This window comes from Methylobacterium oryzae (genome assembly GCF_036441375.1).
GTDB classification, from domain to species: domain Bacteria; phylum Pseudomonadota; class Alphaproteobacteria; order Rhizobiales; family Beijerinckiaceae; genus Methylobacterium; species Methylobacterium oryzae_A.
On the sequence record NZ_MLCA01000010.1, the window covers coordinates 460,675 to 484,734 of the forward strand.

Sequence of the window (24,060 nt, forward strand, 5' to 3'; positions counted from 1 at the left end):
CCTGACGGACCCGATGGAAACCCATATCGACCTGTGGTTCGCCGCGAGCATCGTGGCGATCTCGTTGCTGCTCTCGGCCTTCTTCGCGGGCGCGGAGACCGCCTTCACGGCAGCCTCGCGGGCCCGGATGCACGCCCTCGAGCAGGCGGGCGACCCGCGCGCCGCGATCGTCAACCGCATCCTGGCCATCCGCGAGCGCTTCATCGGCGCCATGCTGATCGGCTACAACATCGTGGCGATCGGCGCCTCGGCCTTCACCACCAGCGTGCTCACCGCGCTGTTCGGCAAGAGCGGCGTGATCTACGCGACGATCGGCATGTCGGTGCTGGTCATCGTCTTCGCCGAGGTGCTGCCGAAGACGCTGGCGATCTCGAAACCCGACAAGGCCGCGCTGCTCACCGCCAGGCCGGTGGCCTTCGCGGTGGCGCTGATGGGCCCGCTGGCGATCGCGATCGAGCACGTGGTGCGGCTGATGCTGAAGCCGTTCGGCGTCACCATCGGCGAGCACCAGTCGATCCTCACCGCCGCCGAGGAGCTGCGCGGGCAGGTGGCGCTGATGCACCGGGAGGGCGGCGTCGCCAAGGCCGAGCGGGACATGCTGGGCGGCCTCCTCGACCTGTCGGACCTGTCGGTCTCCGACGTGATGGTCCACCGCACCAAGATGCGGGCGATCGATGCCGACCAGCCCTCCGAGGACATCGTCCGGGCGGTGCTGTCCTCGCCCTACACCCGCATGCCGCTGTGGCGCGGCACGCCCGAGAACATCGTCGGCGTCCTCCACGCCAAGGACCTGCTGCGGGCGCTCGACGCCGCGGGCGGCGACGCGTCCGGCCTCAAGGTCGAGGCGCTGGCCCTGGAGACGTGGTTCGTGCCGGGCACGACGTCGCTGCGCGCCCAGCTCAAGGCCTTCCTGACCAAGAAGACCCACTTCGCGCTGGTGGTCGACGAGTACGGCGAGGTGATGGGGCTCGTAACCCTGGAGGACATCCTGGAGGAGATCGTCGGCGACATCGCCGACGAGCACGACGTCACCGTCTCGGGCGTGCGCCCGCAGGGGGACGGGTCGGTGAACGTGGACGGCGGCGTGCCGATCCGCGACCTGAACCGGGCCATGGACTGGAACCTGCCCGACGAGGAGGCGACCACGATCGCCGGCCTCGTCATCCACGAGGCCCGAACCATCCCGGATCAGGGGACGGCCTTCAACTTTCACGGCTTCCGCTTCCAAGTGCTGCGGAAGGCCAAGAACCGCATCACCACGCTGCGGATCACGCCGCTGACCTCGGCCGGGATCCAGGCCGCGGCGCTGCCGGACGCGCAGCGCGACGCGGTGTGACCCCGGACCGGACCGGCGATCGCGCCACCGCCATCCTCGCGGCGGCGCGCGGCCGGCGATCGAAGGGGAAGCGCGGCCCGAAGACCGCGCGTGCCCAGGCGCGCGGGATTCCGGCGCCGGTCAGCCCGGCATCGCCTCCAGCCCCTCGGCGCGGATCCAGTCGCGGGTGCGGTCCAGCGCGCGGCCGAGCCGGTCGAACAGGGCGTCGATCTCGTCCGGCGCGATGATCAGCGGCGGGCAGACGGCGACGCGGTCACCGGCCAGCGCCCGCACGATCAGCCCCTCGCCCTGCGCGAAGGCGACGCAGCGGGCGGCCACCCCCTTCTTCGGGTCGTACTGCCGCTTCGTGGCCTTGTCGGCGACGATCTCCAGGCCGCCGATCAGCCCGATCCCGCCGGCCTCGCCCACGATGTCGTGCTCGGCGAGGGCCGCGAGGCGGCGCTGGAACTGGGGCGCCCTCTCGGCCGCTCCCTCGATCACCCGGTCGCGGCGGTAGATCTCGATCGCCTTCAGCGCCACCGCGGCGGCCACCGGGTGCCCGGAATAGGTGGTGCCGTGGCCGAAGGTGCCGATCTTCTCGCTCTGCCCGATCAGCGCCTCGTAGAGCGGCTCGTCGATGCTGACGCCGCCGAGCGGCATGTAGGCCGAGGTCAGGGCCTTGGCGAAGGAGATCGAGTCGGGCCGGGCCCCCATCGCCTCGCTGCCGAACCACGTGCCGAGCCGGCCGAAGCCGCAGATCACCTCGTCGGCGATGAAGCGGACGTCGTACTTCGCCAGCACCGCCTGGATCGCGGAGAAGTAGCCCCGCGGCGGCACGATCGCGCCCCCCGCGCCCATCACCGGCTCGGCGATGAAGGCCGCCACCGTGTCCGGCCCCTCGCGCAGGATCGTCTCCTCCAGCTCGGCGGCGAGGCGCGCCGAGTAGGCCTCCTCGGTCTCGCCCGGCTCGGCGCCCCGGTAATGGTGCGCGGGCGAGACGTGCAGGAAGCCCGGCAGCGGCAGGTCCCAGTCGGCGTGGTTGGCGGCGAGCCCGGTCATCGAGGCGCTCGCCACCGTGACGCCGTGGTAGCCCTTCTGGCGGGCGATGATCTTCTTCTTCTTCGGCCGGCCCAGGGCGTTGTTGTAGTACCAGGTCAGCTTCACCTGCGTGTCGTTCGCCTCCGACCCCGAGGAGGTGAAGAAGATCTTCGAGGTCGGGACCGGCATCAGCTCCTTGAGCGTCTCGGCAAGCTCGATACCCGGATCGTGGCTGCGGCCGGAGAAGAGGTGCGTGAAGGGCAGGCGCGCCATCTGCGCCCGGGCCGCCTCCACGAGTTCGGCATTCGAGTAGCCCAAGGCCGTGCACCACAGGCCGGACATGCCTTCGATGTAGGAACGCCCCTCGGTGTCGAAGACGTGCACACCCTCGCCGCGCTCCAGAACCAGCGGGCCGGTCTGTCGGTGCGTCGACAGGTTGGTGTAGGGATGGAGAAGGGTTTCGACGTCGCGGGTCGCGAGGTTCGAGAGCATGGTTCGCAAGGTCCTCGTGCGAGGGTCACCGCCGCCACACTACCGACCCGATGCCCCGGCAGGTAGCCCGCAGGATCCGCGTCCGGCCGTTGCCGGACGCATGCCGCCAGCACCGCCCCTCGCCGCGCCCGACCGATGCTCAATCCGGAAGCCTTCGTCGCACAACCCGCCCCCGGCCGCGCCTGCGGCCCCTGCACGCTGTGCTGCAAGGTCTACGACGTGCCCGCCGTCGAGAGCGTCGCGGGCCAGTGGTGCCGCCACACCAGGGCCGGCCAGGGCTGCGCCATCCATGCCACCCGGCCGGACCATTGCCGGGCGTTCCACTGCCTCTGGATGACGGAGGGCTGGCTCGGACCGGAATGGAAGCCGGACCGCGCCAAGATGGTCCTGAGCCTCGACCCGCTCACCCGCAACATGAACGTGCAGGTCGATCCCGGACAGCCGGGCGCGTGGCGGCGCGAGCCCTATTACGGGCAGCTCAGGCGCTGGGCGGTGGCCTCGGTGCCCCTGCGGCGGCACGTGCTGGTCCACGTCAACAAGAGCACAACCGTCATCCTGCCGGACCGCGACGTCAGCCTCGGAATTGTCGGCGCCGACGAGCGCATCGTCACCACCGATCGGATGACGCCACAGGGCCCGAGCTTCGACGTCCGGAAAGTGCCGGCCTGAGCCGCCGACCCGGGCCGAGCCGGCTCGTGACGGCTCAGGAACCGGAGCGGCTCAGCGTTCCGTGGCGGATTGCCTCCGCATCACCGGAGATTCGACCACCGGGAAGGCCATCTGGAACAGGATCAGCCCCGTCGCGTCCGTGTGCTCAAGCCGCCGATCCGTCCCGAGGGCGATGCGCTGGGCGTCCTGCTTCGGGATGTCGCCGGCGCGGCGGACGGCCTCCGGCCGCGCGGAGTGCCAGTCCGGCAACTCCACGCCCGCCGCGTTCAGGATCGTGGATCCGTCGTGGATGTGGAAGTGATAGCGCGGCATCCACGCATCCCGGTCGAATCCAGGCGCGGGATGCGAGGCTCCCTCACTCGCGACCGTGCCGAGGATCGTCGCGACTGGCGGATCCGTTACGCCACCCGCGCGGTCCCGGCCATAGACGGGGCTCGACTCCCGACCGGGATCTCCGAACCCCGCCGCCGACGCGATGCCGCGTCGCGCGAGCCTTGCGGATCCGGCCGGTTTGCCCGAGTGATCGGGCATGACGACCGTTCACGATTTCAGTGTCTCCGCGGCCGACGGAACGCCGTACCCGCTCGCGCAGTATCGCGGTCGGGTGCTGCTCATCGTGAACACGGCCTCCCGCTGCGGCTTCACCCCGCAATACGAGGGGCTCGAGGCGCTCTGGCGCCGGCACCGGGAGGCGGGGCTGACGGTCCTGGGCTTCCCCTGCAACCAGTTCGGGGCGCAGGAGCCGGGCGACGCCGCCGAGATCGCGAGCTTCTGCGCGCTGCGCTACGACGTGAGCTTCCCGGTGCTCGCCAAGATCGCGGTGAACGGGTCGGGGGCCGACCCGCTCTACGCCCATCTCACCCGGGCGCGAGCCGGGCTGTTCGGCACGCGGGCGGTCAAGTGGAACTTCACCAAGTTCCTGGTGGGACGCGACGGACGGGTCATCGCCCGGTTCGGGCCCGGGACGAAGCCCGCGGCCCTGGAGGCGAAGATCCAGGCTGCCCTGGCCAAGCCCGCCTGAGCCGCGCCCGCGTCAGACCGCGTCGAGATCCGCGGCCGCGGCCGGGGAGACGCGGCGTCTGTCGCCGCGTTCGCGGGCGCGCAGCACCGTCCGCAGGGGCGCGATCGGAAACGGGCGTACCGACTCGCGCAGGATGCCCGTCAGGAACCGGATCTCGGCGATCTTGCGCAAGGTCAAGTCGGGCGCCCCGGCGCTCTGAGCACGGCGCTCGAGGTCCGAAAGAGCGTCGAAGAGCGCGTATCGCGCGTCAGGATCCTGGGAAGACTTCTTCGACGCGACCAAATTAGCCAGCTCGCCCTCAAATCTGCATCGGACAGGCTGATCGGCACGCATCGTCGACTCGAACACAATGTGCGCCAACCCTAAAACAGTGTTCGCGCTTTGTCAGCCGCCGACGCGGGGCGGGCGTCGCGAATGCGGGATTGTTGCGCAATTGCATCTGCGCGGCCGCTGCGGACGGCGGCCCGGCTCAGGCGCCGGCGCCGACGAACGCGGCGGCCGCCTCGAACTCCGTCCGGCGCGCCTCCAGGCGGGCCGCCGCCTCGGTGTCGCGCCCCCAGACGGCGGCCTGGTAGGTCTCGTCGACATGGGCCGCCGCCCAGGCCTCCGCTGGTGTCAGCCGGCCCTTGAGAACCGCCAGGGCGATCAGCAGGGAGCCGCTCAGCGTCGTCAGGGTGTGCAGGCCCGCCAGCTGGAACGGGTCCGTCACCGCGTTCACCGCCGCGGAGAGGGCCGCGACCGTGTCGGCCGGCTGCGCGACATGCATGACGCCTTCGCTCAGGATCACCCGCGCGCCGAACGCGTCGCGTGCCCAGGCGAGGATCGGATCCCAGGCCGCCGCCTGGGCCGCCACGAGGCGCTCCGGGTCTCCGGCCCGGTAGGCCACGAGATCGGTGCCCGCGTAGGCACAGAGATCGGCCGCGACCTCGGCCAGCCGGGGCGCGACGCCGTCGATCGCTGTGTTGGCGAGCCGGGTCAGGGGCATCCGCGCCGGGTCGATCGCGGTGTCCTGGGCCTGCCACTCCGCCGCGACACGCTCGGCCAGACCCCGGTTGGGAAGGCGCAGCGGGTTGCGGGCCGGCGTGTTGGCCGGACGTCCGTCCAGTGTCAGCCGGTATCCGCCCTGGTCCTCGGCGAAGGCGGCCTCGCCGTAGAACCGCCGGGGCAGGGCCGGCTTGGCGTGGCCGCGGGCCGCCCGCACCGGATCGGGCTTCTCGCCATCGCTCGGCTCGCCGAGCCAGTCTGTCGTCTGATCGCTCATGCGGGCGAGATAGGCACTTCCGGCCCCGCGCGCGAGCCTTTCGCGATCACGCGCCGGTCGCGAGCCCCTCCAGAAGCAGCGCCTCCAGCGCCGCGGCGCTCGGGACCACCGTCGCGGCCCCGGCCCCGTAGAGCGCGTCCGGCGGGTGGTAGCCCCACGCGACGCCGATCGCGGTGGCACCGGCCGCCACGCCCATGGCGACGTCGAAGGTGGTGTCGCCGACCATCACGGTGGCCCCGGGCTCGCAGCCGGCCTCGCGGATCGCCTGCTGCAGCATGGTCGGATCCGGCTTCGACGGCGCGTCGTCGGCGCTCTGGGTGGTGGCGAACCAGCCCGCCCAGCCGTGATGCGCGATCAGCCGGTCGACACCGCGCCGCGACTTCCCGGTGGCGAGGCCGATCAGCACGTCGGAGCGCCCGTGCAGCCGGGTCAGCAGGTCGGCCATACCGGGGAACAGGGGTTCCTCGTGGGCGGGGTCGAGCCGCAGGCGGTTGTAGGCCTGCTTGTAGCTCTCCGAGAGTTCCGCGACCGGGCCGTCCTCGCCGACTAGGCGCCGGAAGGCCTGCGGCAGCGACAGGCCGACCACCGACAGGGCCTCCCGCCGCCCGGGCGCCGGCAGACCGTTCTCCGCGAACGCAACCTCCTGGGCCGCCACGATCAGGTGCTGGCTGTCGACGAGGGTGCCGTCGACGTCGAAGACGACGAGCCTCATCGCGACCGACGCGCCGCGAAACGCGCAGAAAGCCGCCCCGACGGCGCGGGCGGAAAGATGCGGGTCTCCGTCACGGCTTCCGGCCCGGCTGTGCCGGCGCGGCCGCGGCGGGCTGCCCGCCGGGGACCCGGGTCCGCTCGTAGCCGAGCCGGCAGCGGATCAGGAAGCGCCGGCGCTTGCCGCCGCGCAATCCGCGCTGGTGCGAGGCGCGATTGCAGGCCGCATAGGAGCGCCGCCGGCGCTCCGCGCGGGCACTGTTGGCCCGCGGCCAGGATCAGGCCGAACAGGACCGAGATGCGGAAGCCGTAGATCACCCGCGCCAGCACGTCCCGCGTGGTGTTGTCGGTGCCGAGCCAGTGCCAGGGGATGTCCGCGCAGGTGCTGCCNCTGCGCGGGCGCCGCGCTCTGTGCGGGCGCCGCCGGATGCGGGGCCGCCGTCTCGGGCGGGTGGGTGCCGTTCGCCGTCGGCGGCGCCTTGATCGTCTCGCCCGGTGCGGCATGCGCGGTCGGCCCGGTGAGGCACAGGGCGGCGAGGCAGGCCAGCATCGCGAGCTTCATGTGTCAGGGTCTCGAACCGCCGGGAACAGGCCCCGCGGCGGATCGGCGGGGCGCGGGGCAGCATATGAGGCGGCGCGGCCGATTGCCAAGGCATGCGCCGCACCGGATGCTCGGGCGGCGCCCCACTTCCACCGGGGATTCCGCGGCGCGGCGGGGCGCTCGCGTCACGGTAATCCAGGTGATGGCAACGGTGATCCGGCGATGAACCTCGTGCTGCTGCCCGGCTTCATGACCGATGCCGACCTCTGGTCGGACATCGTCGCGCGCCTCGCCGAGGTCGGTCCGGTCGCGCACGGCGACCTCGCGCGGGACGCCGCCATCGCCGACATGGCGCGCCGCGTCGCCGCGGAGGCGCCGGCGCGCTTCGGGCTCATCGGCTTCTCCATGGGCGGCTACGTCGCCCGCGCGGTCGCCCCGCTCGTGCCGGACCGGGTGGAGGCGCTCGTCCTCGTCGCCACCTCGTCGCGGGCCGACACGCCCGCCCAGGCGCGTCGGAAAGCCGCCGCGGTCGCCCATATCCGCCAGCAGGGCTACCGGGGTCTCAGCCGCGCGGCGATCCTCCAGTCGGTGCACCCGGACCGGGCCGGCGACGGCCCCCTCCTGGCCCGGATCCGGCAGATGGGCGACCGTCTCGGCGGGGAGGTCTTCCTGCGCCAGGCCGGGCAGGCGCGGGAATCCGACCGCGACCGCCTCGGCGCGATCGGCTGCCCGACCCTGGTCGTGGCGGCGGCTCAGGACGCCCTGCGCAGCCTCGACGAGGCGCGGGAGCTCCGGGACGGCATCCCGGGCGCGACCCTGACGGTGATCGACGGGTCGGGCCACATGCTGCCGCTGGAAGCCCCGGACGCCCTCGTGGACGCGACCGTGCCCTGGCTGCGGGCTCAGGCCTCCGGGGCCTCGACGATCGGGTCATAGCGGGCGGCGTCGAAGCCCAGGAGGTTCCAGCTCTGGGCCATGTGGGGCGGGAGCGGCGCGCTCACGTCGACCGGCTTGCCGGTACGCGGGTGCGGGATGACGATCCGCCGGGCGAGCAGGTGGAGGCGGTTCTGGATGCCGCCCGGCAGCTCCCAATTCTCCACCGAGAAGTATTTCGGGTCGCCCACGATCGGGTGGCCGATATGGGCCGCGTGGGCGCGCAGCTGGTGGGTGCGGCCGGTGACCGGCTTGAACGACAGCCAGGACAGCTTCTGGGCGGCCTGATCGACCATCGCGTAGTAGGTCAGCGCGTGGCTCGCGCCCTCGTCGCCGTGCTTGGCGACCCGCATCCGCGCGTCGGCGTCGGTGGGCTCCTCCTTGGCGAGGTAGGTCGAGACGCGCCCCTGCCGGACCCGCGGCACGCCCGCGGTGAGCGCCCAGTAGATCTTCCGAGCCGCCCGCGAGCGGAAGCTTTTCGCCAGCGTCGCGGCGGCGAGCCGGGTCTTGGCGATGATCAGGCAGCCGGCCGTGTCCTTGTCCAGCCGGTGGACGAGGCGCGGCTTCTGGCCGTCCGGACCCGTGAGCGCGGCGAGCAGGCCGTCCACGTGCCGGACCGTCCCCGACCCGCCCTGGACCGCGAGGCCGAAGGGCTTGTTGAGGATCATCATGTCGGCATCCTCGTAGAGGATCAGCGACCGGATGAACGCGGCGTCGTCCTGCTCGCGCGCGGCGCTGCGCGGCCGCTCGGTGGGCTGGTCGAGGCGCAGCGGCGGCACGCGCACGCTCATGCCCGGCTCCAGCCGGTCGTTCGGCTTGGCGCGCTTGCCGTCGACCCGCAACTCGCCCTTGCGCACGATGGTCTGCACGCGGGTGAAGGGCAGGAGCGGGAAGCGGGCGGTGAGGAAGCGGTCGATCCGCATCCCGGCCTCGTCCGGCTCGACCGTCAGGGTCTGCACGCCGGAGGCGAGCGTCGCGGAGGCGGCGGCGCGCTGCTCGCGCCGGGTCGGACCGGGAGCAGAAGCGGGGGCAGGGGCTGCGGCAAGCGCGGGGGCGGGGGCCGCCGGGCGCCTGGCCGGAGGCCGGCTNGCCGAGCGCGCGGCGCGGGCCCGCGCCGAGGCGCTCCTCGACTGGGTCGGGCTCGCCGGCCGGGCGCACGAGAAGGCCGGCGCCCTCGCCTACGGGGAGCAGCGCCTCGTCGGGGTGGCGCTGGCGCTCGCCACCGAGCCCGCCATGCTGCTCCTCGACGAGCCGGTCTCGGGGATGAACGCCTCCGAGACGCGGGTTTTCGTTCGGCTGATCCGGCAGATCCGCGAGCGTGGCGTCAGCATCCTTCTCGTCGAGCACGACATGCCGATGGTCATGGAGGTCTCCGATCGCATCGTCGTCCTCAATTACGGCCGCCTGATCGCGGAGGGGCCGCCGGACCGGATCCGTACCGACCCGGCGGTGATCGAGGCCTATCTCGGCCAAGGCAGCGCCGCCCGTCAGGCCGCCGCCGCTCAGGAGGCGGTCCATGCTTGAGATCCGCGACCTCGTCTGCGGCTACGGCCACGTCACGGCGCTGAAGGGGCTCACGATCGAGGTGCGCGAGGGCCAGCTCGTGGCCCTCGTCGGCGCGAACGGGGCCGGCAAGTCGACGACGCTCCGGGCGATCTCCGGCCTCGTCGCGCCGCGCGCGGGCGCGATCCGGTTCGCCGGCCGGGACATCGCGGGGGCGGAGCCCCGCCGGATCCTGGCGGCGGGCATCGCCCATTGCCCGGAGGGGCGGCGCGTCTTCCCGCAGATGACGGTCGCCGAGAACCTCGCCATGGGCGCCTATCTGCGCCGCGACCGGGCGGCGGTCGCGGCGGACCTGACGCGCATCTACGGGGAGTTCCCGCGCCTCGCGGAGCGCCGCGACCAGGCGGCCGGCACGCTGTCGGGCGGCGAGCAGCAGATGCTGGCGATCGGCCGCGCGCTGATGGGGCGCCCGAAGCTCGTGCTGTTCGACGAGCCCTCCCTGGGGCTCGCCCCCAACATCGTCGAGCGGATGTTCGCGGTGATCGGGGCGATCCGCGATGCTGGCACGACCGTGCTGCTCGTCGAGCAGAACGCCTTCGCGGCCCTCGAGCTCTGCGACTACGCCTACCTGCTGGAGACCGGCCGGATCGTCCTCGAGGGACGCGGGCAGGACCTCATCGCCGATCCCCACGTGCGGGACGCCTATCTCGGTGGCTGACGGGCGCGCGCCGGGGCGGATCCGCCTCGGCCCGGCCGACCTGCTCGGCGACCGGGACCTCCTGCCGGTCACGGTCGCCGGCCGCCAGCTGATCCTCGTGCGGGCCGGCGCGCGGATCGTCGCCGCCGAGCGCGCCTGCCCGCACGAGGGGGCCGACCTCGCTCGCGGCCGATGCGTGGCAGGGCGGCTGCTCTGCCCCCGGCACCGCGCCTCGTTCGACCTTCGGGACGGCTCCGTCTCGCCCGGCTGGTCGTTCCGTGCCCTGCGCCTGTTCGCGATCGAGGCGGCGCTGGACGGGCTGTGGCTCAGGACGGGAGCGGGCTTCCCCGGGCAGGCTCCATGAGCGCCCGATCGCCTGCGACAGACCTCGGACAGCGCGGTCCCGCTGCTTCGCAAGCCGGTTCGACCCGACCTTCTCCGGAGCGCGCTCGTCGCGTTGAACCCGCAGGGACAGCCACCCGGCGCCGCCGCGATGCGACAGATCCGGCAGGCTCCGGGTCGGAGGAACTGGTCCGCGGGGGGGCAGCCGGCTCGACATGCCGGGCGGCCGGTAGCCTAACGACGAATGCGGGCGGACGCGGTTGTATGTGTTTCGCCATAGACTGATCACGATCCGCGCTTCCTTCAGCGAGCAGAAGATCTCCTGACGCAGGCACGCGTCGCGCAGCTTTCCGTCGAAGCTCTCGCAAGACCCGTTCTCCCACGGCGAGCCGGGTGCGATGTACTGGATCTGCGGCCCCGTCCTGGCGACCCATTTGCGTAGCGCCTTCGAGATCATCTCCGGGCCGTTGTCGCAGCGGATGTGCTCCGGGATGCCGTGCAGGCACATCGCATCGGCCAGGGCCTCGATCACGCCGACGCTGTCGATCCACCGTGCGACCTTCAGCGCCAGGCAGGCCCGGCTGTGCTCGTCGATCAGCGTCAGGATGCGCAGGCTCCGCCCGTCGCGGGTCTGCGCCTGTACGAAGTCGAAGCTCCAGACGCGATTGCGGTGGAGCGGACGCAGCCGTTTGCCCGAGCCGTTGTTCAGCTACAGGCGGCTTCGGGGTCTATGGCGGCTCGCGACCTTCAATGAAGTTTCGGCAAAGTTTTAGGAGCGTTCCTATCCGCATTCGGCAGGCCAAGCACAGCTCGATCAGCGCATGACGATCGAGGCCGCAATTGGAGACCTGTGACCCTGAAAAGCATTCCGGCGAGCCTTTTCTACATTTTTCGACGACGCTGATACGTGGATCCGGTGGGTTGTGAGTCCTTGCAAGATACCGGGCCGGGTGCCCACCCAATCATGGCGTGTTCAAGCGGCGTCTCGCGCCGACTCCGCCCCCAGTCAATCGCGGCGATGAGCCAGTCAAGCCGACGAAGGATCGAGCTTACGGCAGGGTGTGGAAACGGCCGCTCCCGTCAGAGCTATCTTTACCGGTTGCGAAAGCGCAGAGTGCCAACATCACCGGATCGGTTGATCCAGGCTCCGGTGGCTGAGGGTCCATGCCCCCGCCTGCAACGGACAGGCGCGCATGGCGGACATTATCACGTTCTCCACAAAGCCCCGCTCTCGCCACGCGCGCCGAGCCTATCAGGTGCATCGGTTCGCTCAGGGTGGCGGTGTGCTCAGGTCCTGCATCATCACCGCTCGCGACGACGGTGACGCCAAGCGGCAGGCGGCGCGACTGATCGACGGCCATCGCACCGAGCTCTGGGCCAGTGATCGGCTCGTGGCCGTCTTCGGCTCGGTCGAGAGCCCGCTCGCGACCGCGATCCAGCTTGCGGACCACCCCACGACCGGACGGTGAGAACGGCTCCGTCCGGCCGCGCAGCATATCCAGGAGCAACACGGTGGCGACGGAAAAGAAGCGCGGGAATCGCGAGACCAGGAAGCCGAAGAAGCCCGTGCCCAAGACCAACGCCGCGGCGCCCTCGAGCAAGGGCACGGTCGCGACTGCCATGAAGACCAGCGGTCGAGGCTGAGGCGATGTCCGACCACGATGGCTGCTCGGTATGGTAGAGCCTGTTCGAGCGCGGATGTGCCCGGTGATGCAGAAGCTGATCGGGATAACCGTCTGCATGTCACAGCGCCCGGGCCTTCAGGAGCGAGGACAGCTGATTGACCGGCTCACGGAGCTCGAAGCCGAGGGCGTAGCCCGTGACGTTCCCCGGCGCACCGTGGAGGCAATCCGGGCCACCCGGTTGAAGCTGCGCGTCGAGGGCCTGATGCCCAGGACGCCACTCCCGCACGTTCACTGACCGCTAGTGGTGCATGACCGGACACGAAGCGTGCTCGAACAAACGTCGCGCGCTCGTCAGCAGGGCGGATCGGGATGACCTCGCCGCCCAGGAGATCATGCTGCGAGTTATCTCAAGCGCGGCCGGTAAGGGATAACGCCAGAAGATAAGGCCGAGCAGTCCGGCGGAGCCCGGCGCTCCCCGGTTTCGATTAGATGCCGATGCTCGCCGCCCCAGCCTGGGCGGCCTGTTGGACGGTGGCACCGTTCCGCAGCGCCATGGCGATGGCGATCGACATGGTGTCGATGGCGAGGGCACGGTCCTGTCCGTAATCGTACGAACTGTTCCGGCCGGAGCTCAGCCTCGCATAGTAGGCATCCGGAAACTCTTTATCGATCCGGGTCCTGAGGAGTCGTGCAGCCGCAGCGTAGTTTTCCTCGAACTTCCTATCCTTGCTCGCGGACGCGCCCTCGAACGTCCCGTTTTCCTTCCTTTTTGCCGTCTTATCGGACCTGCGCGCGTGTGCGCTTCCCAGGAAAAGCTGGATCGTTTTGGAGATCAGCCACCGGATGACAAGCATCGGAATCTCCTGTTCGGGTATCGACGGACGCACCCTCACGGTTGCAATAGCACACTCTGTCGGTCGCTATGGGCTTCGCATTGTCATGCGGTCAGCCTACGCGGGTTTGTCCGTCTGCGCGGGACACCGGGGGAAGGGTGTCGGGCCGGCAGCGTCATGGCCAAGTTCGGCGGCAGTCAGAATGGGGATCGCGACGGCGGCCTGGGTCGTTCGGAGACCAGCGTCGGGCCAGTCAGGCAGGCGACCGCACCTCGCTCCACGGCGGCGCGATCTGGGGGCCTGGATGCACCAGAATCGCACCGCGATCGGATGCCTTCCACACCGGCAAGGATCCCTCGCGAACGAACATGGCGAAGCCTTCGATCGCATCCGGTCGGTCGAAGTCTTCGACGTCGCGCACGGCACGACCGACGATGCAGGCTGAATTCGGCCCATCCGCCGCGGGAGATCGGCTATCCATCGAGAACATCACGCCGGATCGATCAGGCCTGAGCGCGTCCGGCAGCGCGCTGATCCTGCGCCACAGGCAATGCCACCGGGCGCAGGCGTCCGGGCGCTCGGGGTAGATCCCACACCCCGTTCCGGTGTTGTGCCGGCACAGGATTCCCGCGGGCTTGTCGAGAGCTTGGATCTCCAGAACACGACAACACACTGTGCAGGAGCCGCAGGATCGATCCAGGACGGAGGCTGCGGGAAGCCTCGGGGCCCCGTCTCGTCTGCGGCGGCGGGGGCGTGTTTCGCTTGGGATGAGCCTGACCTCGCTGTTACGCCGCTGCAGTTACAGGCACCGCTCCCCGCCCGCAGCGGTGGCAGACCACCGGAGGCATTCCGCAGCCCTCGCCGCGCGGTCGAGCGACCCCGGGGAACGATCAGAGCGGGACGGGTGACGCCCGCGATCCGGCGAGCACCGCCCTAAAATCTTCTGCGGAGCCCTTCCGGTCCTGAAGTTCCGGATCTTCGGTTCGGGCTTGAACGGCTCAGGCTTGTTGGCCAGAAGTCGTTTCACTCGCTCGTTGAAGTCTTCGGGCGTCACCGCCTGCGCTTTGCCGGTCGTGAATTCGCGAGCCATCTCGGTCTCCGCATCGTCGCCCAGGGCACGGGATTGCGCGGAGGGATACGTGAACTATGCGCCTTCTCGGACCATAGCGCCACCGCCATTTCTCGGATCGGGCGGCGGGGCGCCGGAACGTACCGGGTGCGGATGACTAGGCCCATTCGTACGCTTGGCTCACGCTGCCGGCCGTCTCACATGCCGCCACGCCGCGATCGCGTTCCGTCTCGCCTCGAAGGTCGTGCGCAGCCGCGTCCCGGGCTCACCCTGACGCTCGGCACCGAAGCCGTGGAGCAGAACAGCGTCCGGTCCGAAGACCCGCCGCATCTCGGCGCGCCAGAGGCGATCCGTGACGGCAAGGGCATTCTCGGTCTCCGCGAGGCGACCCATGTCCAAAGCCGACCTCCTCCGTTCACCGCCCCTTTATCACAACGCGATGTCCCGTCCGGAGGTCCAACTCGACCGTGAGAACGCTTTAGCCGGGGCCTATCGCGAAGCTTCGCTGCGTTGCCGGACGTAGCGGTTGCGTCAGAGGGCGCGCGCGAGACCGGCCTCCAGATTGAGGGCGCTGGCCGTCTGCTGAGAAAGGCGAACGCCCGTCGCCTCGACGGTCGCGTCCTCCTTCACCGCGCGGCGCACGATGGCCAGCGCTTCGGGCTCGGATGTGGTGATCGCGACGTAGAACATCACCAACTGCCCGGACAATTCCGCCTCGTCAGGCCGCGTCACCTTGAGGATGAAGGCCGTCTGATTGGGCTCGATCATCGCCGCTTCGGCCGAATGAGTAGGCGTGTTCATCATCGCGAGCTTCAACAACCTCGATCGCGCACTGTCCGTCGCATCTCCACGCAGTCAGAAAACCTTGGCGGATGCACATTGCAGGGCGTTGTCTCTCCGTCCGAAGGGTGGGTCGACCGAGACCACTTAGGTCGCGCGTGTGAGCTCGCCCTCCCGCACGGCGCGCTCGCCGCCCGCAGACCGGATCCGATACGTCGGCTCGCCGGAACGGTCGTCCGGCGTCAGGCGAACCACCTCGAAGAGGCCGTCGACGGTGCTTTTCCCACCGGCGTAGCTGACCCCCAGCTGCCTGACCTGCTGGCCGATCTTGAACTTGTGAGACATAGGCGTCCTCCGGGTGATGGCGTTTGCAGACTGGGGCCGACTTACCGGCGGGCCCGCGCCTTGCGGGCCGCGAAACGCGCGTCGCGCGCGGCCTTCTGCTCGGCCGCGAGGGTAGCCTGCCGGTCCGCCTTTTCTGCAGCCTGACGGACGCGCTCGGCGGCGGCATCGGCCTCCGCGGCCAGAACCTCAGCCTCGCGCGCGGTCTGCGCGGCGAGACGGGCCGCTTCCCGCTCGGTCGACCGCACCTCTCGCGCCTGAACAACCGCGTGACGCGCAGCTTGGCGGGCAAGGACGGCCGGATCATCAGCCGCGGGGCGTGCCCGGAAGCGAGCCAGCGTGGCCTGCCGCGCTTTGGCCGTCGCTTCAAGACGATCGACGAGTTGGTTGCTTTTGAAAGGGATCACGGACTCTCCTGAGGCGTCCCAGAGTTCAGCTCCGGGGCGTGAAATCGAAAAGCCGTTCCGCGATGGGAACGGCTTCGAAGCGCGTCACGGGCGGACCCGCGGTGCTCAAGCGGCCTGCAGGCTGCCCGCTGACTGTTTGCCGCTCCGGCGGTCGGTCTCCATCTCGTAGGAAACTTTCTGGCCCTCGCTCAGGCCCTGCATGCCGGCGCGCTCGACGGCGGAGATATGGACGAACACGTCCTTACCGCCGTCATCCGGCTGGATGAAGCCGAAGCCTTTGGTGTCGTTGAACCATTTAACGGTGCCGATGGTCATAAGTAATCCATATCAAGTTAGGCAAACAACAAGGCCGGGCGCGTGAATCGTACGCGCCCGGTCGCCGATCGTCGAAAATGGGAGAGATGCAGAGCGCTCGCCCTGTTGAGGCGATGCGGCCGGATATCTGGCCAAAAGTCGAGGGATCATCTTTACGCTATCGCTGCGACGATGACAACCGCGCGGCGAAATAAGTTCATTCATACCGATCTGCGCGGAAAATATTTATCCTGCCACTCCGTCCCGAGCGCTCGCGCGGACAGCTCGGACGAGGTTCGAGATCGGCTGCCTGCCAGCTCTGTCGCAGAACCACCTGCTGCGCCAGGTCATCGGTGTCAGTCCGTAATTCCTGCCTGAGAGCGACGATCGGCGCCGCACCCATACCAGTCGCTCCGCAACGTCGGCCGACTGCCCGGAAGCGGCTAGCGGCATAGGTTGAGATGCAGAGGCTTGGGATGCGCTCGGCGGACATAAAGCAGCGATGCGTCCTCAAAACGGTCCGGAGGCTCCACAAGCACGCCTAGGGCGCTACCCGCGGCGTGGTGCGCCGCTGCTCCCGCCTGAGGCCACCTGAGGCCGCCGACACCGACCTACAGGACGAAGGCAGCGGGCAGGCGGTTGGGACCTCGCACAGCTGCGCCGCGAAACCGGTGCGCTGAAGGAAGCGTAGCCGACCTCGTCCTGCAGAATCGCCCGCTGAAAAAAGTATGATTGGGGGTGGGGCGACGTGGCATGAAGTACCTGGCCTCTGAGAAGCTGGAGATCATCCAACTGGTCGAGCCGTCTCACCTGCCGGTGCGTGCCACCTTGGAGAAGCCCACCATCCGGCGTGCTACCTTCTACCGCTGGTATGACGCCTTCCAGTGCGGCGGCCCGTAGGCATCGGCGGATCGTTTGTCCCGGACCAGTCGGGTCTGGAACCGTCTGCCCGCAGAGATCCACGAGCAGATCGTCGCCCTCGCGCTGGAGCAGCCGGAGCTCAGCCGGCGCGAGTTGGCGTTGCGATTCACCGATGAGCGGCGCCACTTCGTCTCGGGGGCAACCGTCTACCGCCTGCTCAAAGCCCAGGACCTGATACCAGCCCGGCCTACATCGTGGTCAAAGCCGCCGACGCATTCTGCGACAGGACGACCGCGCACAACCAGCTCCGGCAGACGGATTTCACCTACCTGAAGGTCGTGGGAGGGGGGCTACTACTCTCTCTCGACGGTGCCCGACGATCTTTCGCGCCCTATCGTGGCGTGGAAGCCGTGCGCGACGATGCGGGCGTGCGACGTCACCGTCACGCTAGGTAAGGGACACATTCAGGTCCAAGCGATGACGCAAGAAATGAGCGCGACGGCGGCCAGATAGTTGCAGGCTAAGCGATCGTAGCGGGTCGCGACGCGCCGCCAGTTCTGAGGTGGCCAAACAGCCGCTCGATCCGATTGCGCCGCCGGTAGGCGACCCGGCTGTGCTTGTAGGGCACCGTCCGGGTGGCCGTGGACGGGATGGTGGCGATCAGCCGCCGGCTCTTCAGCCAATCTCTCAGGCTCTGCGCGTCATAGGCCCTGCCGGCGACCGGACGCTTCGGAGGCACCACAGCGCACAGCAGAGGCAGCGCCATGGTGATGTCGACCACGTTGCCGGGCGAACGCAACCGGTCGGCCACGACCATCGGCCAAGCAATGGATCTTGCTCATGAACCCGCCGCGCGAGCGGCCGACCGCCTGGCTCCAGGCCCCTCCTTTTCCGCCAGCTGCCGAGCGGCGGGCCTTCACGTGGGACACGTCGAGCATCAGACCGTCTGGAACGGAGCCTGCAACCGCGATCTTGGCAAACAGCCGCTGCCAGATCCCGCGCTGAGACCACCTGTTGTAGCGGTTGTAGATCGTCGTGTGTGGGCCATAGGCGGAGGGCGTGTCCTGCCAGCGGCAGCGGACCTTCCGGACGTGCAGGATGCCGCCGATCCCACCCCTGTCGTCGACCCCAGGTTTGCCCGGTTGGCCGTGCGGCAGGTGCGGCTCGCTCCGCGCCCCGGTGTCATCCGAGAGCCAGAACAACCGTGCCATTTACCTAGAGCCGTCACGGTCCGGGGTCGTTTTTCGGCTGGTGAGGGGGGCGATTGACAGCCGATTTGGGGCGCCCTATACGGCTGCTCCCGACGCGGTGCCCGAGCAGGGCGGGCCGCCCGGACAGACTTCCCGAGACGAGCGCGAGCAACTGCCGGCGAGAGCTGGAGTGGTTTTCCGTCGATCTCGAATGGTTCCTGCGCGAGCGGGCGCCGCTCTTTGACAAGTGAATACGAGAAAGAGAAGCGTGGACGGCGCTTGTCCTTGCGGATCCGGCGAAAGCTGGATCATCGAGAGAAGCGAGCTGTNGCCGTCACGGTCCGGGGTCGTTTTTCGGCTGGTGAGGGGGGCGATTGACAGCCGATTTGGGGCGCCCTATACGGCTGCTCCCGACGCGGTGCCCGAGCAGGGCGGGCCGCCCGGACAGACTTCCCGAGACGAGCGCGAGCAACTGCCGGCGAGAGCTGGAGTGGTTTTCCGTCGATCTCGAATGGTTCCTGCGCGAGCGGGCGCCGCTCTTTGACAAGTGAATACGAGAAAGAGAAGCGTGGACGGCGCTTGTCCTTGCGGATCCGGCGAAAGCTGGATCATCGAGAGAAGCGAGCTGTTCAACGCTTCGGAAGCTCACACTATCCGGGCAGGGATGCCTGGATGATTGTGAGCCTCTGTCAAGATGTTGTGATCAGCTTAGATCAATCTCTTCAACGTGAGAGTTTGATCCTGGCTCAGAGCGAACGCTGGCGGCAGGCTTAACACATGCAAGTCGAGCGGGCCCTTCGGGGTCAGCGGCGGACGGGTGAGTAACGCGTGGGAACGTGCCTTCTGGTTCGGAATAACCCTGGGAAACTAGGGCTAATACCGGATACGCCCTTATGGGGAAAGGTTTACTGCCGGAAGATCGGCCCGCGTCTGATTAGCTAGTTGGTGGGGTAACGGCCTACCAAGGCGACGATCAGTAGCTGGTCTGAGAGGATGATCAGCCACACTGGGATCGCGCGCAGCGGCATCCTCGCCGCGGTTGCGGGCCGCGCGCTCGGCGGCGTCTCGGGCGCTGGTGCGCGGGCCCGTGCGGGCGCGCCCGTCGGCCTGGGCCTTGCCGCCCCTGAACTTGCCCGCATCGAACTTGCCGGCCTGAGGCTTGCGCCCCTTCGGCCCGCCGCTTCTGGGAGGTCGTGTCGTCATGCTTCCGCCGGCACCCGTCTCCGCGTCGGACGGAGCGTCCGGGCGCATGGGCCGCGGCGTCGCGGACGTCCGGACCGATGGGATTGCCCGGCTGTAGCACCGCCCGCGTCGAGCGGCAAAGGCGGCGAAGCGGTTCAGTCCGTCAGGACTCCGCGTTCCACGCGTCGCGGAGCCGGGCCTCCAGGCCGGCGGGGAAGAGATCCGGACCGCCCGGCACGTCGAGCCCGTCCAGGTCGCACCACCGCGCCACGCAGGCGGTGCCGCAATCCTCGTGGAAGACGAAGCGCGCCTGCCCGTCGAACCGCCCCGGCGGCAGGCCGACCGGGAACAGGAACAGCACCTCGTGCCCGACCTGCCCCTCGTGCGTGAAGATGTTCTCCACGACGCGAGGGCTGCCGAGCACCGAGACGGTGACGCCGAGCTCCTCCTCGAACTCGCGGATCAGGGCGTCCTCGGCCCACTCGCCGAACGCGACGCTGCCGCCGAGCGGCCGGACGCCTTTCAGCCGCCCGTCATCCGCGCGGACCTCCGCCACGCGCGGGCTGTCGCCGCGCCGGGGCAGGCCCAGCGCCTTCACGCGGATCTCCTGAGGGGGCCTCCAGACCGTCATCCCGCAACGACTAGGCCGTCGTCGGCGCGGCCGCAACGGACCGGCGCGCCGCGCGCCGATCCACGGCAACAACCGGACACACGGTTGACGCCCGCGCCCGCTACGGCCAAGCTGTGCCCGACGGTTCCCCTCGGGGATCAAAAGGGAACGCGGTGAGGGGTTCGCCCCGAAGCCGCGGCTGCCCCCGCAACTGTAAGCGGCGAGCCCTTCACCACCACGTCACTGGGTCACCCCGGGAAGACGGTGCGAGGGCGGCGACCCGCGAGCCAGGAGACCTGCCGTCAGCCGTGGTCACACGCGAAACGCGCTGGGCGGGGTGTCCTGGCGAGTGTCGAGGCGCCGCCAGTCCCGAGGGAGGCGGTCGCCGAGGCCTCGTTCGCGGTGACGTGCCACAGCAAGCGCGCCCGCGTCGCCGTTCCCCATGCCCGTCGCCGCCGTCCTAAGACTCTCTTTCCCTGTCCCGGGACGCCGTCGCGCGCCCGCACAGGCTGAGGCTTCCGGACGGCCGAAGCGTTGTAATGTTATTACAATGCATGTACGGGGTGGGGGCCGGCGCGCGCCGTGCACGGACCGCTTCTCCCATGTCTCCATCGACCTATCGCTCCCGCCTCGACGGGCGGGCCCCGCTCTGCGGCGTTCTCCTCGCGCTCCTCGCCGGTCCGACCGCCGCCCAGGAGGCGGTCACCCTGGATGAGCTGTCGGTCGCGGGCGCGGGCGGCGACCCGAGCCGCCTCCCGCCGAACGGCCTGAACCTGCGCACCCCCGACCGGACCGCGAGCCGCCTCGGCCTGACGCCGCTGGAGACGCCGGCCAGCCTCGACATCGTGTCGGGCGAGACCGCGCGGCTGCGCGGCCAGGACACGATCGCCGAGGCCGTGACCCAGGACGCGACCGGCATCACCACCATCGCGGCGCCCGGCAACGGCAACGGCGCGTTCACGTCCCGCGGCTTCGCGGGCCCGAACTCGATCCAGCAGCTCTACGACGGCACGCGCTTCTACGTCGGCGCCAACACCGTGACCTTCCCGTTCGACACGTGGAACGTCGAGCGGATCGAGGTGCTGCGCGGGCCGTCCTCGGTGCTCTACGGCGACGGCGCCATCGGCGGCGTCATCAACGTGGTGCCCAAGAAGCCGGTCTTCGTGCCGATCAACGCCGCCCGCGCGGTCATCGGCACCGATGGAGTCGCGCGGCTCGCCCTCGATTCCGGCGGCCCGCTGGGCCAGGCGGAGTACGGCGACACCTTCGCGTACCGCCTCAACGTCAGCGGCAACCGCGCCGACGGCTGGATCCGGCCGGAGGGTGATTTCCGCAACCTCGCCGTCTCCGCCGCGCTGCTGTTCCGGCCGAGCGCCGACCTCGCGTTCACGCTGAGCCACGATCTCGGCTACCAGGAGCCCGCCCGCTACTGGGGCACGCCGCTCGTCGAGGGACGCATCCCGGATCTCATCCGGTTCAACAACTACAACGTCCGCGACGCGAAGATCACCTGGGCCGACAACTGGACCCAGTTCAAGACCGAGTGGTCCCCCTCGGCCGACATCACGATCCGCAACACCGCCTACCGGCTCACCAGCCGGCGCCACTGGCTCGACGTCGAGCAGTACAGCTACAACCGCGGCACCGGGCTCGTGGACCGGGGCGACTACCTGGAGATCTACCACAGCCAGGAGCAGGTCGGGGACCGTCTCGACGCCACGTTCCGGGGCGACCTGTTCGGCCTGCGCAACCAGTTCGTGGCCGGTTTCGACGTGAACCACATCGATTTCCGCCACACCAACAACTTCTACTTCGACCAGACCACGAGCGTGCCGCTCACCGGCTACGATCCCGGCCTGTTCCCGCAGAACGGGCGGGCGCGCCCAGCCTACGCCACGCAGACGAGCCAGGCCTCGGTCTTCGCAGAGGACCGGCTGATCCTGTCGGACAAGCTCTCGTTCCTCACCGGCGTGCGCCTCGACGTGCCCACGCTGAACCGCGAGGATCTGCAGACGGGATCGCGGTTCGAGAAGACCTACCGGGCGCTCGGCTACCGGTTCGGCCTCGTCTACAACCCGACGCCGGACAGCGCGCTCTACGCCCAGTACAGCTTCGCCACCGACCCGGTGAACAGCCTGATCACGCTGTCTCAGTCCCTGGCCGGCTTCAAGCTGGCGACCGGCGATCAGGTCGAGATCGGCGCCAAGGGGCTGGCCTTCGACGGTGCCGTGGAATGGACCGTCGCGGGCTACCGGATCGTCAAGGACAACCTGATCTCGGCGATCCCCGGCCAGCCGACGCTGTCCACGCAGGTGGGGCGCCAGTCCTCGCAGGGCTTCGAGCTGGCGCTGGGCTGGCGGTTCGCGCCGGGCTGGCGCCTCGACGGCAACCTCGCGCTCCTCCACGCGCAGTACGACCGGTTCGACCAGACGGTGGGCGGCGCCACGGTCTCGTACGCCGGCAACCAGCCGATCGACGTGCCCGAGCGCGTGGCCAATCTCTGGCTGACCTGGGACGTCACCCGCGACTGGACCGCGCGGGTCGGGCTCCAGAACGTGGGGCAGGTCTACAGCGACTTCGGCAACACGGCGCGGCGCCCGGCCTACAACCTCGTCAACCTCGTCCTCGACCATCAGGTCACGGCGGAGTCGCGCCTGTCCGTGCGGGTCTACAACCTGTTCGACAAGGTCTACGCGATCTCGGGCAACGCCGTGAACGGGACCGGCACCAACTGGCTGCTCGGCCGCCCGCGCTCGGTCGAGGTCGCCTACACGGTGACGTGGTGAGCCGGCCGCGCCGGCTCGGCAAGGCGGGACGGCGCTGGCTGCTCCTGTTCCACCGCTGGGCCGGGATCTCCGCGGGGCTGTTCTTCGCCCTGTGGATCGGATCGGGGCTGGTGATGCTCTACGTGCCGTTCCCGGCACTCACCGACGCCGAGCGCCTGTCACGGCTCGGCCCGATCGCCTGGGACCAGGTCATGGTCTCACCGGATGACGCTCTTCGCGCCGGCGACCTCGGCGGCGTGCCGGCCGCCTTCGGCCTGGAGATGCGGGGCGGCGAGCCCGTCTACCGGATTGCCGACCGCGACGGCGCCCGGGCCACGGTCTCGGCGCGGACCGGCGCGCGGCTCGGCCCGCCGACGCCCGAGGACGCGCGGCGTCTCGCGGCCGAGGGGGCTCCGGATGCGCGGGTCGAGCCGGTCGACCGCGACCAGTGGACCGTCACGGCCCGGTACGACCCGCTCCGCCCATTCCTGAAGGTCGCCCTCGGCGACCCGGCGGGGACCGAGCTCTACGTCTCGCAGGTCACCGGCGAGATCGTCCTCGACACGACACGGTCCGAGCGGGGCTGGAACTGGGTCGGCGCCGTCGCGCACTGGATCTACCTCACGCCGCTGCGCGCCCGGCCGGAGCTGTGGCGGGCGGTCCTGCTCTGGCTGTCGGGCTTCGCCGCCCTGGGGGCACTGAGCGGGCTGGCGATCGGAATCTGGCGCCTGCGCCTCCGGCGGCGGTACGCAGGCGGGGCGGTCACGCCCTATCGCGGGCTCGGCCGCTGGCACCACCTGTTCGGCCTCGTCGGCGGGATCGGGCTCAGCACCTTCATCCTCAGCGGCTGGATCTCGATGAACCCGAACCGCTGGTTCTCGTCGAGCGCCGCGCCCGCCACCCTCCGCGCCGCCTATGCCGGGCAGCCTCAGGCCCTCGGCCTCACCGCCGAGGCCCTGCGCGGCTTCGCCGGGCCCGGGACGCGGGCGCTGCGCTTCGCCGCCATCGGCGGATCGTGGTGGGTCGTCGCCGGCAGTCCGGCCGAAGGCCCAGCGCGCCGCGCGGATGACGGCGCGGCCCTCGACNGCAGCGTCCGCTCGGACAGCACCCGCTCGATCCCGCCGACGATCTCGGCCGCCGCCGCGTGCTCGCCGAGATGCTCCAGCATCATCGCGCCCGACCAGATCTGGCCGATCGGGTTGGCGATCCCCTGCCCGGCGGCGGGTTGCGGACGGCGGAGCGCCTGCGTGCCTACGATCTCTACTGGTACCCGCACGGGTCCGATCCGCGCCCGCTGCCGGTGCTGCGCCTGCGGTTCGGCGACCCGGACGCCACCTGGCTCCACGTCGATCCCCGGGACGGGACCATCCTCCAGCGCCTGGATCGCGCGGGCCGGATCAATCGCTGGCTGTTCGACGCGGCGCACCGCCTCGACCTGCCCGGGCTCACCGGCAGCCGCCCGCTCCACGACGCGGCCCAGTGGATCCTGAACCTCCTGGCGGCCGGGATCGCCGTGACGGGGATCGTCGCGGGCGGGCGCAGGCTGCGCCGCGGCCTGCCGGCTCAGAAACCTCGATGACCG

General features: G+C 70.0%; 25 protein-coding genes, 6 pseudogenes, 1 riboswitch and 1 other annotated feature. Of the genes and pseudogenes, 10 read left to right on the forward strand and 21 right to left on the reverse strand.

Annotated features, from left to right (window positions below; translation table 11 throughout):
• The first annotated feature begins 13 nt into the window (after positions 1–13).
• Positions 14–1,336, forward strand: a complete 1,323-nt coding sequence (locus MOTC310_RS20565) for an HlyC/CorC family transporter (protein WP_331289936.1) — start codon at positions 14–16, stop codon at positions 1,334–1,336.
• A gap of 120 nt (positions 1,337–1,456) precedes the next feature.
• On the opposite strand, the gene MOTC310_RS20570 is transcribed toward MOTC310_RS20565, so the two are convergent.
• Positions 1,457–2,845 (reverse strand): aminotransferase, encoded by a 1,389-nt coding sequence (locus MOTC310_RS20570; RefSeq protein ID WP_331303118.1) that lies wholly within the window; start codon positions 2,843–2,845, stop codon positions 1,457–1,459.
• Positions 2,846–2,980: 135 nt separating this feature from the next.
• Here MOTC310_RS20570 and MOTC310_RS20575 point away from each other — a divergent pair, with 135 nt between their 5' ends.
• On the forward strand, positions 2,981–3,514 hold the full coding sequence (locus tag MOTC310_RS20575) for a hypothetical protein (protein ID WP_331303119.1): 534 nt from the start codon (positions 2,981–2,983) through the stop codon (positions 3,512–3,514).
• 51 nt (positions 3,515–3,565) lie between these two features.
• On the opposite strand, the gene MOTC310_RS20580 is transcribed toward MOTC310_RS20575, so the two are convergent.
• Positions 3,566–3,826 (reverse strand): DUF6894 family protein, encoded by a 261-nt coding sequence (locus tag MOTC310_RS20580; protein ID WP_331303120.1) that lies wholly within the window; start codon positions 3,824–3,826, stop codon positions 3,566–3,568.
• A gap of 217 nt (positions 3,827–4,043) precedes the next feature.
• Between MOTC310_RS20580 and MOTC310_RS20585 the strand changes: the two genes are divergently transcribed.
• Positions 4,044–4,535, forward strand: a complete 492-nt coding sequence (locus MOTC310_RS20585; RefSeq protein ID WP_331303121.1) for a glutathione peroxidase — start codon at positions 4,044–4,046, stop codon at positions 4,533–4,535.
• Between the two features lie 12 nt (positions 4,536–4,547).
• Here MOTC310_RS20585 and MOTC310_RS20590 read toward each other — a convergent pair whose 3' ends face one another.
• The 4 genes and pseudogenes from MOTC310_RS20590 to MOTC310_RS32880 form a co-directional block, all read right to left on the reverse strand.
• Positions 4,548–4,868, reverse strand: a complete 321-nt coding sequence (locus MOTC310_RS20590) for a hypothetical protein (protein WP_331289931.1) — start codon at positions 4,866–4,868, stop codon at positions 4,548–4,550.
• A 136-nt stretch (positions 4,869–5,004) separates the two neighbouring features.
• Positions 5,005–5,796 carry an ATP12 family chaperone protein gene (locus MOTC310_RS20595; protein WP_331303122.1) on the reverse strand — a complete coding sequence of 264 codons (792 nt, stop codon included), beginning with the start codon at positions 5,794–5,796 and terminating at the stop codon, positions 5,005–5,007.
• Between the two features lie 46 nt (positions 5,797–5,842).
• Positions 5,843–6,508 (reverse strand): HAD-IA family hydrolase, encoded by a 666-nt coding sequence (locus MOTC310_RS20600; RefSeq protein ID WP_331303123.1) that lies wholly within the window; start codon positions 6,506–6,508, stop codon positions 5,843–5,845.
• A gap of 263 nt (positions 6,509–6,771) precedes the next feature.
• A pseudogene (locus MOTC310_RS32880) lies at positions 6,772–6,885 on the reverse strand (ABC transporter permease); the annotation flags it as partial.
• Between the two features lie 382 nt (positions 6,886–7,267).
• Here MOTC310_RS32880 and MOTC310_RS20605 point away from each other — a divergent pair.
• Positions 7,268–7,981, forward strand: a complete 714-nt coding sequence (locus MOTC310_RS20605; protein ID WP_331303124.1) for an alpha/beta fold hydrolase — start codon at positions 7,268–7,270, stop codon at positions 7,979–7,981.
• On the opposite strand, the gene MOTC310_RS20610 is transcribed toward MOTC310_RS20605, so the two are convergent.
• Positions 7,948–8,901 carry an RluA family pseudouridine synthase gene (locus MOTC310_RS20610; protein ID WP_331326289.1) on the reverse strand — a complete coding sequence of 318 codons (954 nt, stop codon included), beginning with the start codon at positions 8,899–8,901 and terminating at the stop codon, positions 7,948–7,950. The genes MOTC310_RS20605 and MOTC310_RS20610 overlap by 34 nt on opposite strands.
• Before the next feature lie 148 nt (positions 8,902–9,049).
• Here MOTC310_RS20610 and MOTC310_RS20615 point away from each other — a divergent pair.
• The 3 genes and pseudogenes from MOTC310_RS20615 to MOTC310_RS20625 all read left to right on the forward strand — a co-directional run.
• Positions 9,050–9,502 (forward strand): annotated as a pseudogene (locus MOTC310_RS20615) (ABC transporter ATP-binding protein C-terminal domain-containing protein); the annotation flags it as partial.
• A complete protein-coding gene (locus MOTC310_RS20620) occupies positions 9,495–10,199 on the forward strand; it encodes an ABC transporter ATP-binding protein (protein WP_331292614.1) in 705 nt (234 codons plus the stop codon). The pseudogene MOTC310_RS20615 and the gene MOTC310_RS20620, both read left to right, overlap by 8 nt.
• Positions 10,192–10,542 carry a Rieske (2Fe-2S) protein gene (locus tag MOTC310_RS20625; protein ID WP_331292642.1) on the forward strand — a complete coding sequence of 117 codons (351 nt, stop codon included), beginning with the start codon at positions 10,192–10,194 and terminating at the stop codon, positions 10,540–10,542. Before MOTC310_RS20620 ends, MOTC310_RS20625 begins: the two co-directional genes overlap by 8 nt.
• Before the next feature lie 180 nt (positions 10,543–10,722).
• Here the strand turns inward: MOTC310_RS20625 and MOTC310_RS20630 are convergent.
• The 10 genes and pseudogenes from MOTC310_RS20630 to MOTC310_RS20675 all read right to left on the reverse strand — a co-directional run.
• Positions 10,723–11,271, reverse strand: a pseudogene (locus MOTC310_RS20630) (integrase core domain-containing protein); the annotation flags it as partial.
• Positions 11,272–11,569: 298 nt separating this feature from the next.
• Positions 11,570–12,142, reverse strand: a complete 573-nt coding sequence (locus MOTC310_RS20635; RefSeq protein ID WP_331292613.1) for a hypothetical protein — start codon at positions 12,140–12,142, stop codon at positions 11,570–11,572.
• A 121-nt stretch (positions 12,143–12,263) separates the two neighbouring features.
• Entirely contained in the window at positions 12,264–12,431 is a 168-nt protein-coding gene (locus tag MOTC310_RS20640) for a hypothetical protein (protein WP_331292612.1), read from the reverse strand.
• 199 nt (positions 12,432–12,630) lie between these two features.
• The gene (locus tag MOTC310_RS20645) at positions 12,631–12,999 is read right to left on the reverse strand and encodes a hypothetical protein (RefSeq protein WP_331292611.1); all 369 of its coding nucleotides are present in this window, start codon (positions 12,997–12,999) and stop codon (positions 12,631–12,633) included.
• 232 nt (positions 13,000–13,231) lie between these two features.
• Positions 13,232–13,468 (reverse strand): hypothetical protein, encoded by a 237-nt coding sequence (locus tag MOTC310_RS20650; protein ID WP_331292610.1) that lies wholly within the window; start codon positions 13,466–13,468, stop codon positions 13,232–13,234.
• A 759-nt stretch (positions 13,469–14,227) separates the two neighbouring features.
• Positions 14,228–14,440, reverse strand: a complete 213-nt coding sequence (locus MOTC310_RS20655) for a hypothetical protein (RefSeq protein ID WP_331292609.1) — start codon at positions 14,438–14,440, stop codon at positions 14,228–14,230.
• 138 nt (positions 14,441–14,578) lie between these two features.
• Entirely contained in the window at positions 14,579–14,863 is a 285-nt protein-coding gene (locus tag MOTC310_RS20660; RefSeq protein ID WP_331292608.1) for a hypothetical protein, read from the reverse strand.
• 111 nt (positions 14,864–14,974) lie between these two features.
• Positions 14,975–15,172, reverse strand: coding sequence for a hypothetical protein (locus MOTC310_RS20665; protein WP_331292607.1), 198 nt, complete (start codon positions 15,170–15,172; stop codon positions 14,975–14,977).
• A gap of 41 nt (positions 15,173–15,213) precedes the next feature.
• Positions 15,214–15,576, reverse strand: coding sequence for a DUF6481 family protein (locus MOTC310_RS20670; protein ID WP_331303125.1), 363 nt, complete (start codon positions 15,574–15,576; stop codon positions 15,214–15,216).
• 105 nt (positions 15,577–15,681) lie between these two features.
• Positions 15,682–15,891, reverse strand: coding sequence for a cold-shock protein (locus MOTC310_RS20675; RefSeq protein WP_091715344.1), 210 nt, complete (start codon positions 15,889–15,891; stop codon positions 15,682–15,684).
• Between the two features lie 631 nt (positions 15,892–16,522).
• Between MOTC310_RS20675 and MOTC310_RS20680 the strand changes: the two are divergent.
• Positions 16,523–17,181, forward strand: a pseudogene (locus MOTC310_RS20680) (helix-turn-helix domain-containing protein); the annotation flags it as partial.
• Positions 17,182–17,195: 14 nt separating this feature from the next.
• Here MOTC310_RS20680 and MOTC310_RS20685 read toward each other — a convergent pair.
• Together MOTC310_RS20685 and MOTC310_RS20690 are read right to left on the reverse strand one after the other, a co-directional pair.
• Positions 17,196–17,942: pseudogene (locus MOTC310_RS20685) on the reverse strand (IS5 family transposase).
• Between the two features lie 748 nt (positions 17,943–18,690).
• Positions 18,691–18,967 (forward strand) — a sequence feature (16S ribosomal RNA rRNA prediction is too short).
• Between the two features lie 299 nt (positions 18,968–19,266).
• Positions 19,267–19,701 (reverse strand): NUDIX hydrolase, encoded by a 435-nt coding sequence (locus MOTC310_RS20690; protein WP_419539939.1) that lies wholly within the window; start codon positions 19,699–19,701, stop codon positions 19,267–19,269.
• A gap of 137 nt (positions 19,702–19,838) precedes the next feature.
• Positions 19,839–20,031, forward strand: a riboswitch (cobalamin riboswitch).
• Positions 20,032–20,315: 284 nt separating this feature from the next.
• Between MOTC310_RS20690 and MOTC310_RS20695 the strand changes: the two genes are divergently transcribed.
• Positions 20,316–22,499 carry a TonB-dependent receptor gene (locus MOTC310_RS20695; RefSeq protein ID WP_331303127.1) on the forward strand — a complete coding sequence of 728 codons (2,184 nt, stop codon included), beginning with the start codon at positions 20,316–20,318 and terminating at the stop codon, positions 22,497–22,499.
• A 197-nt stretch (positions 22,500–22,696) separates the two neighbouring features.
• Here the strand turns inward: MOTC310_RS20695 and MOTC310_RS20700 are convergent, their stop codons facing one another.
• Both MOTC310_RS20700 and MOTC310_RS20705 read right to left on the reverse strand, forming a co-directional pair.
• The gene (locus tag MOTC310_RS20700; protein WP_331303128.1) at positions 22,697–23,089 is read right to left on the reverse strand and encodes a hypothetical protein; all 393 of its coding nucleotides are present in this window, start codon (positions 23,087–23,089) and stop codon (positions 22,697–22,699) included.
• A gap of 467 nt (positions 23,090–23,556) precedes the next feature.
• Positions 23,557–23,697 (reverse strand): annotated as a pseudogene (locus MOTC310_RS20705) (isocitrate/isopropylmalate family dehydrogenase); the annotation flags it as partial.
• An 81-nt stretch (positions 23,698–23,778) separates the two neighbouring features.
• Here MOTC310_RS20705 and MOTC310_RS20710 point away from each other — a divergent pair.
• Positions 23,779–24,057, forward strand: coding sequence for a hypothetical protein (locus MOTC310_RS20710; RefSeq protein ID WP_331303129.1), 279 nt, complete (start codon positions 23,779–23,781; stop codon positions 24,055–24,057).
• The last annotated feature ends 3 nt before the right edge of the window (positions 24,058–24,060 follow it).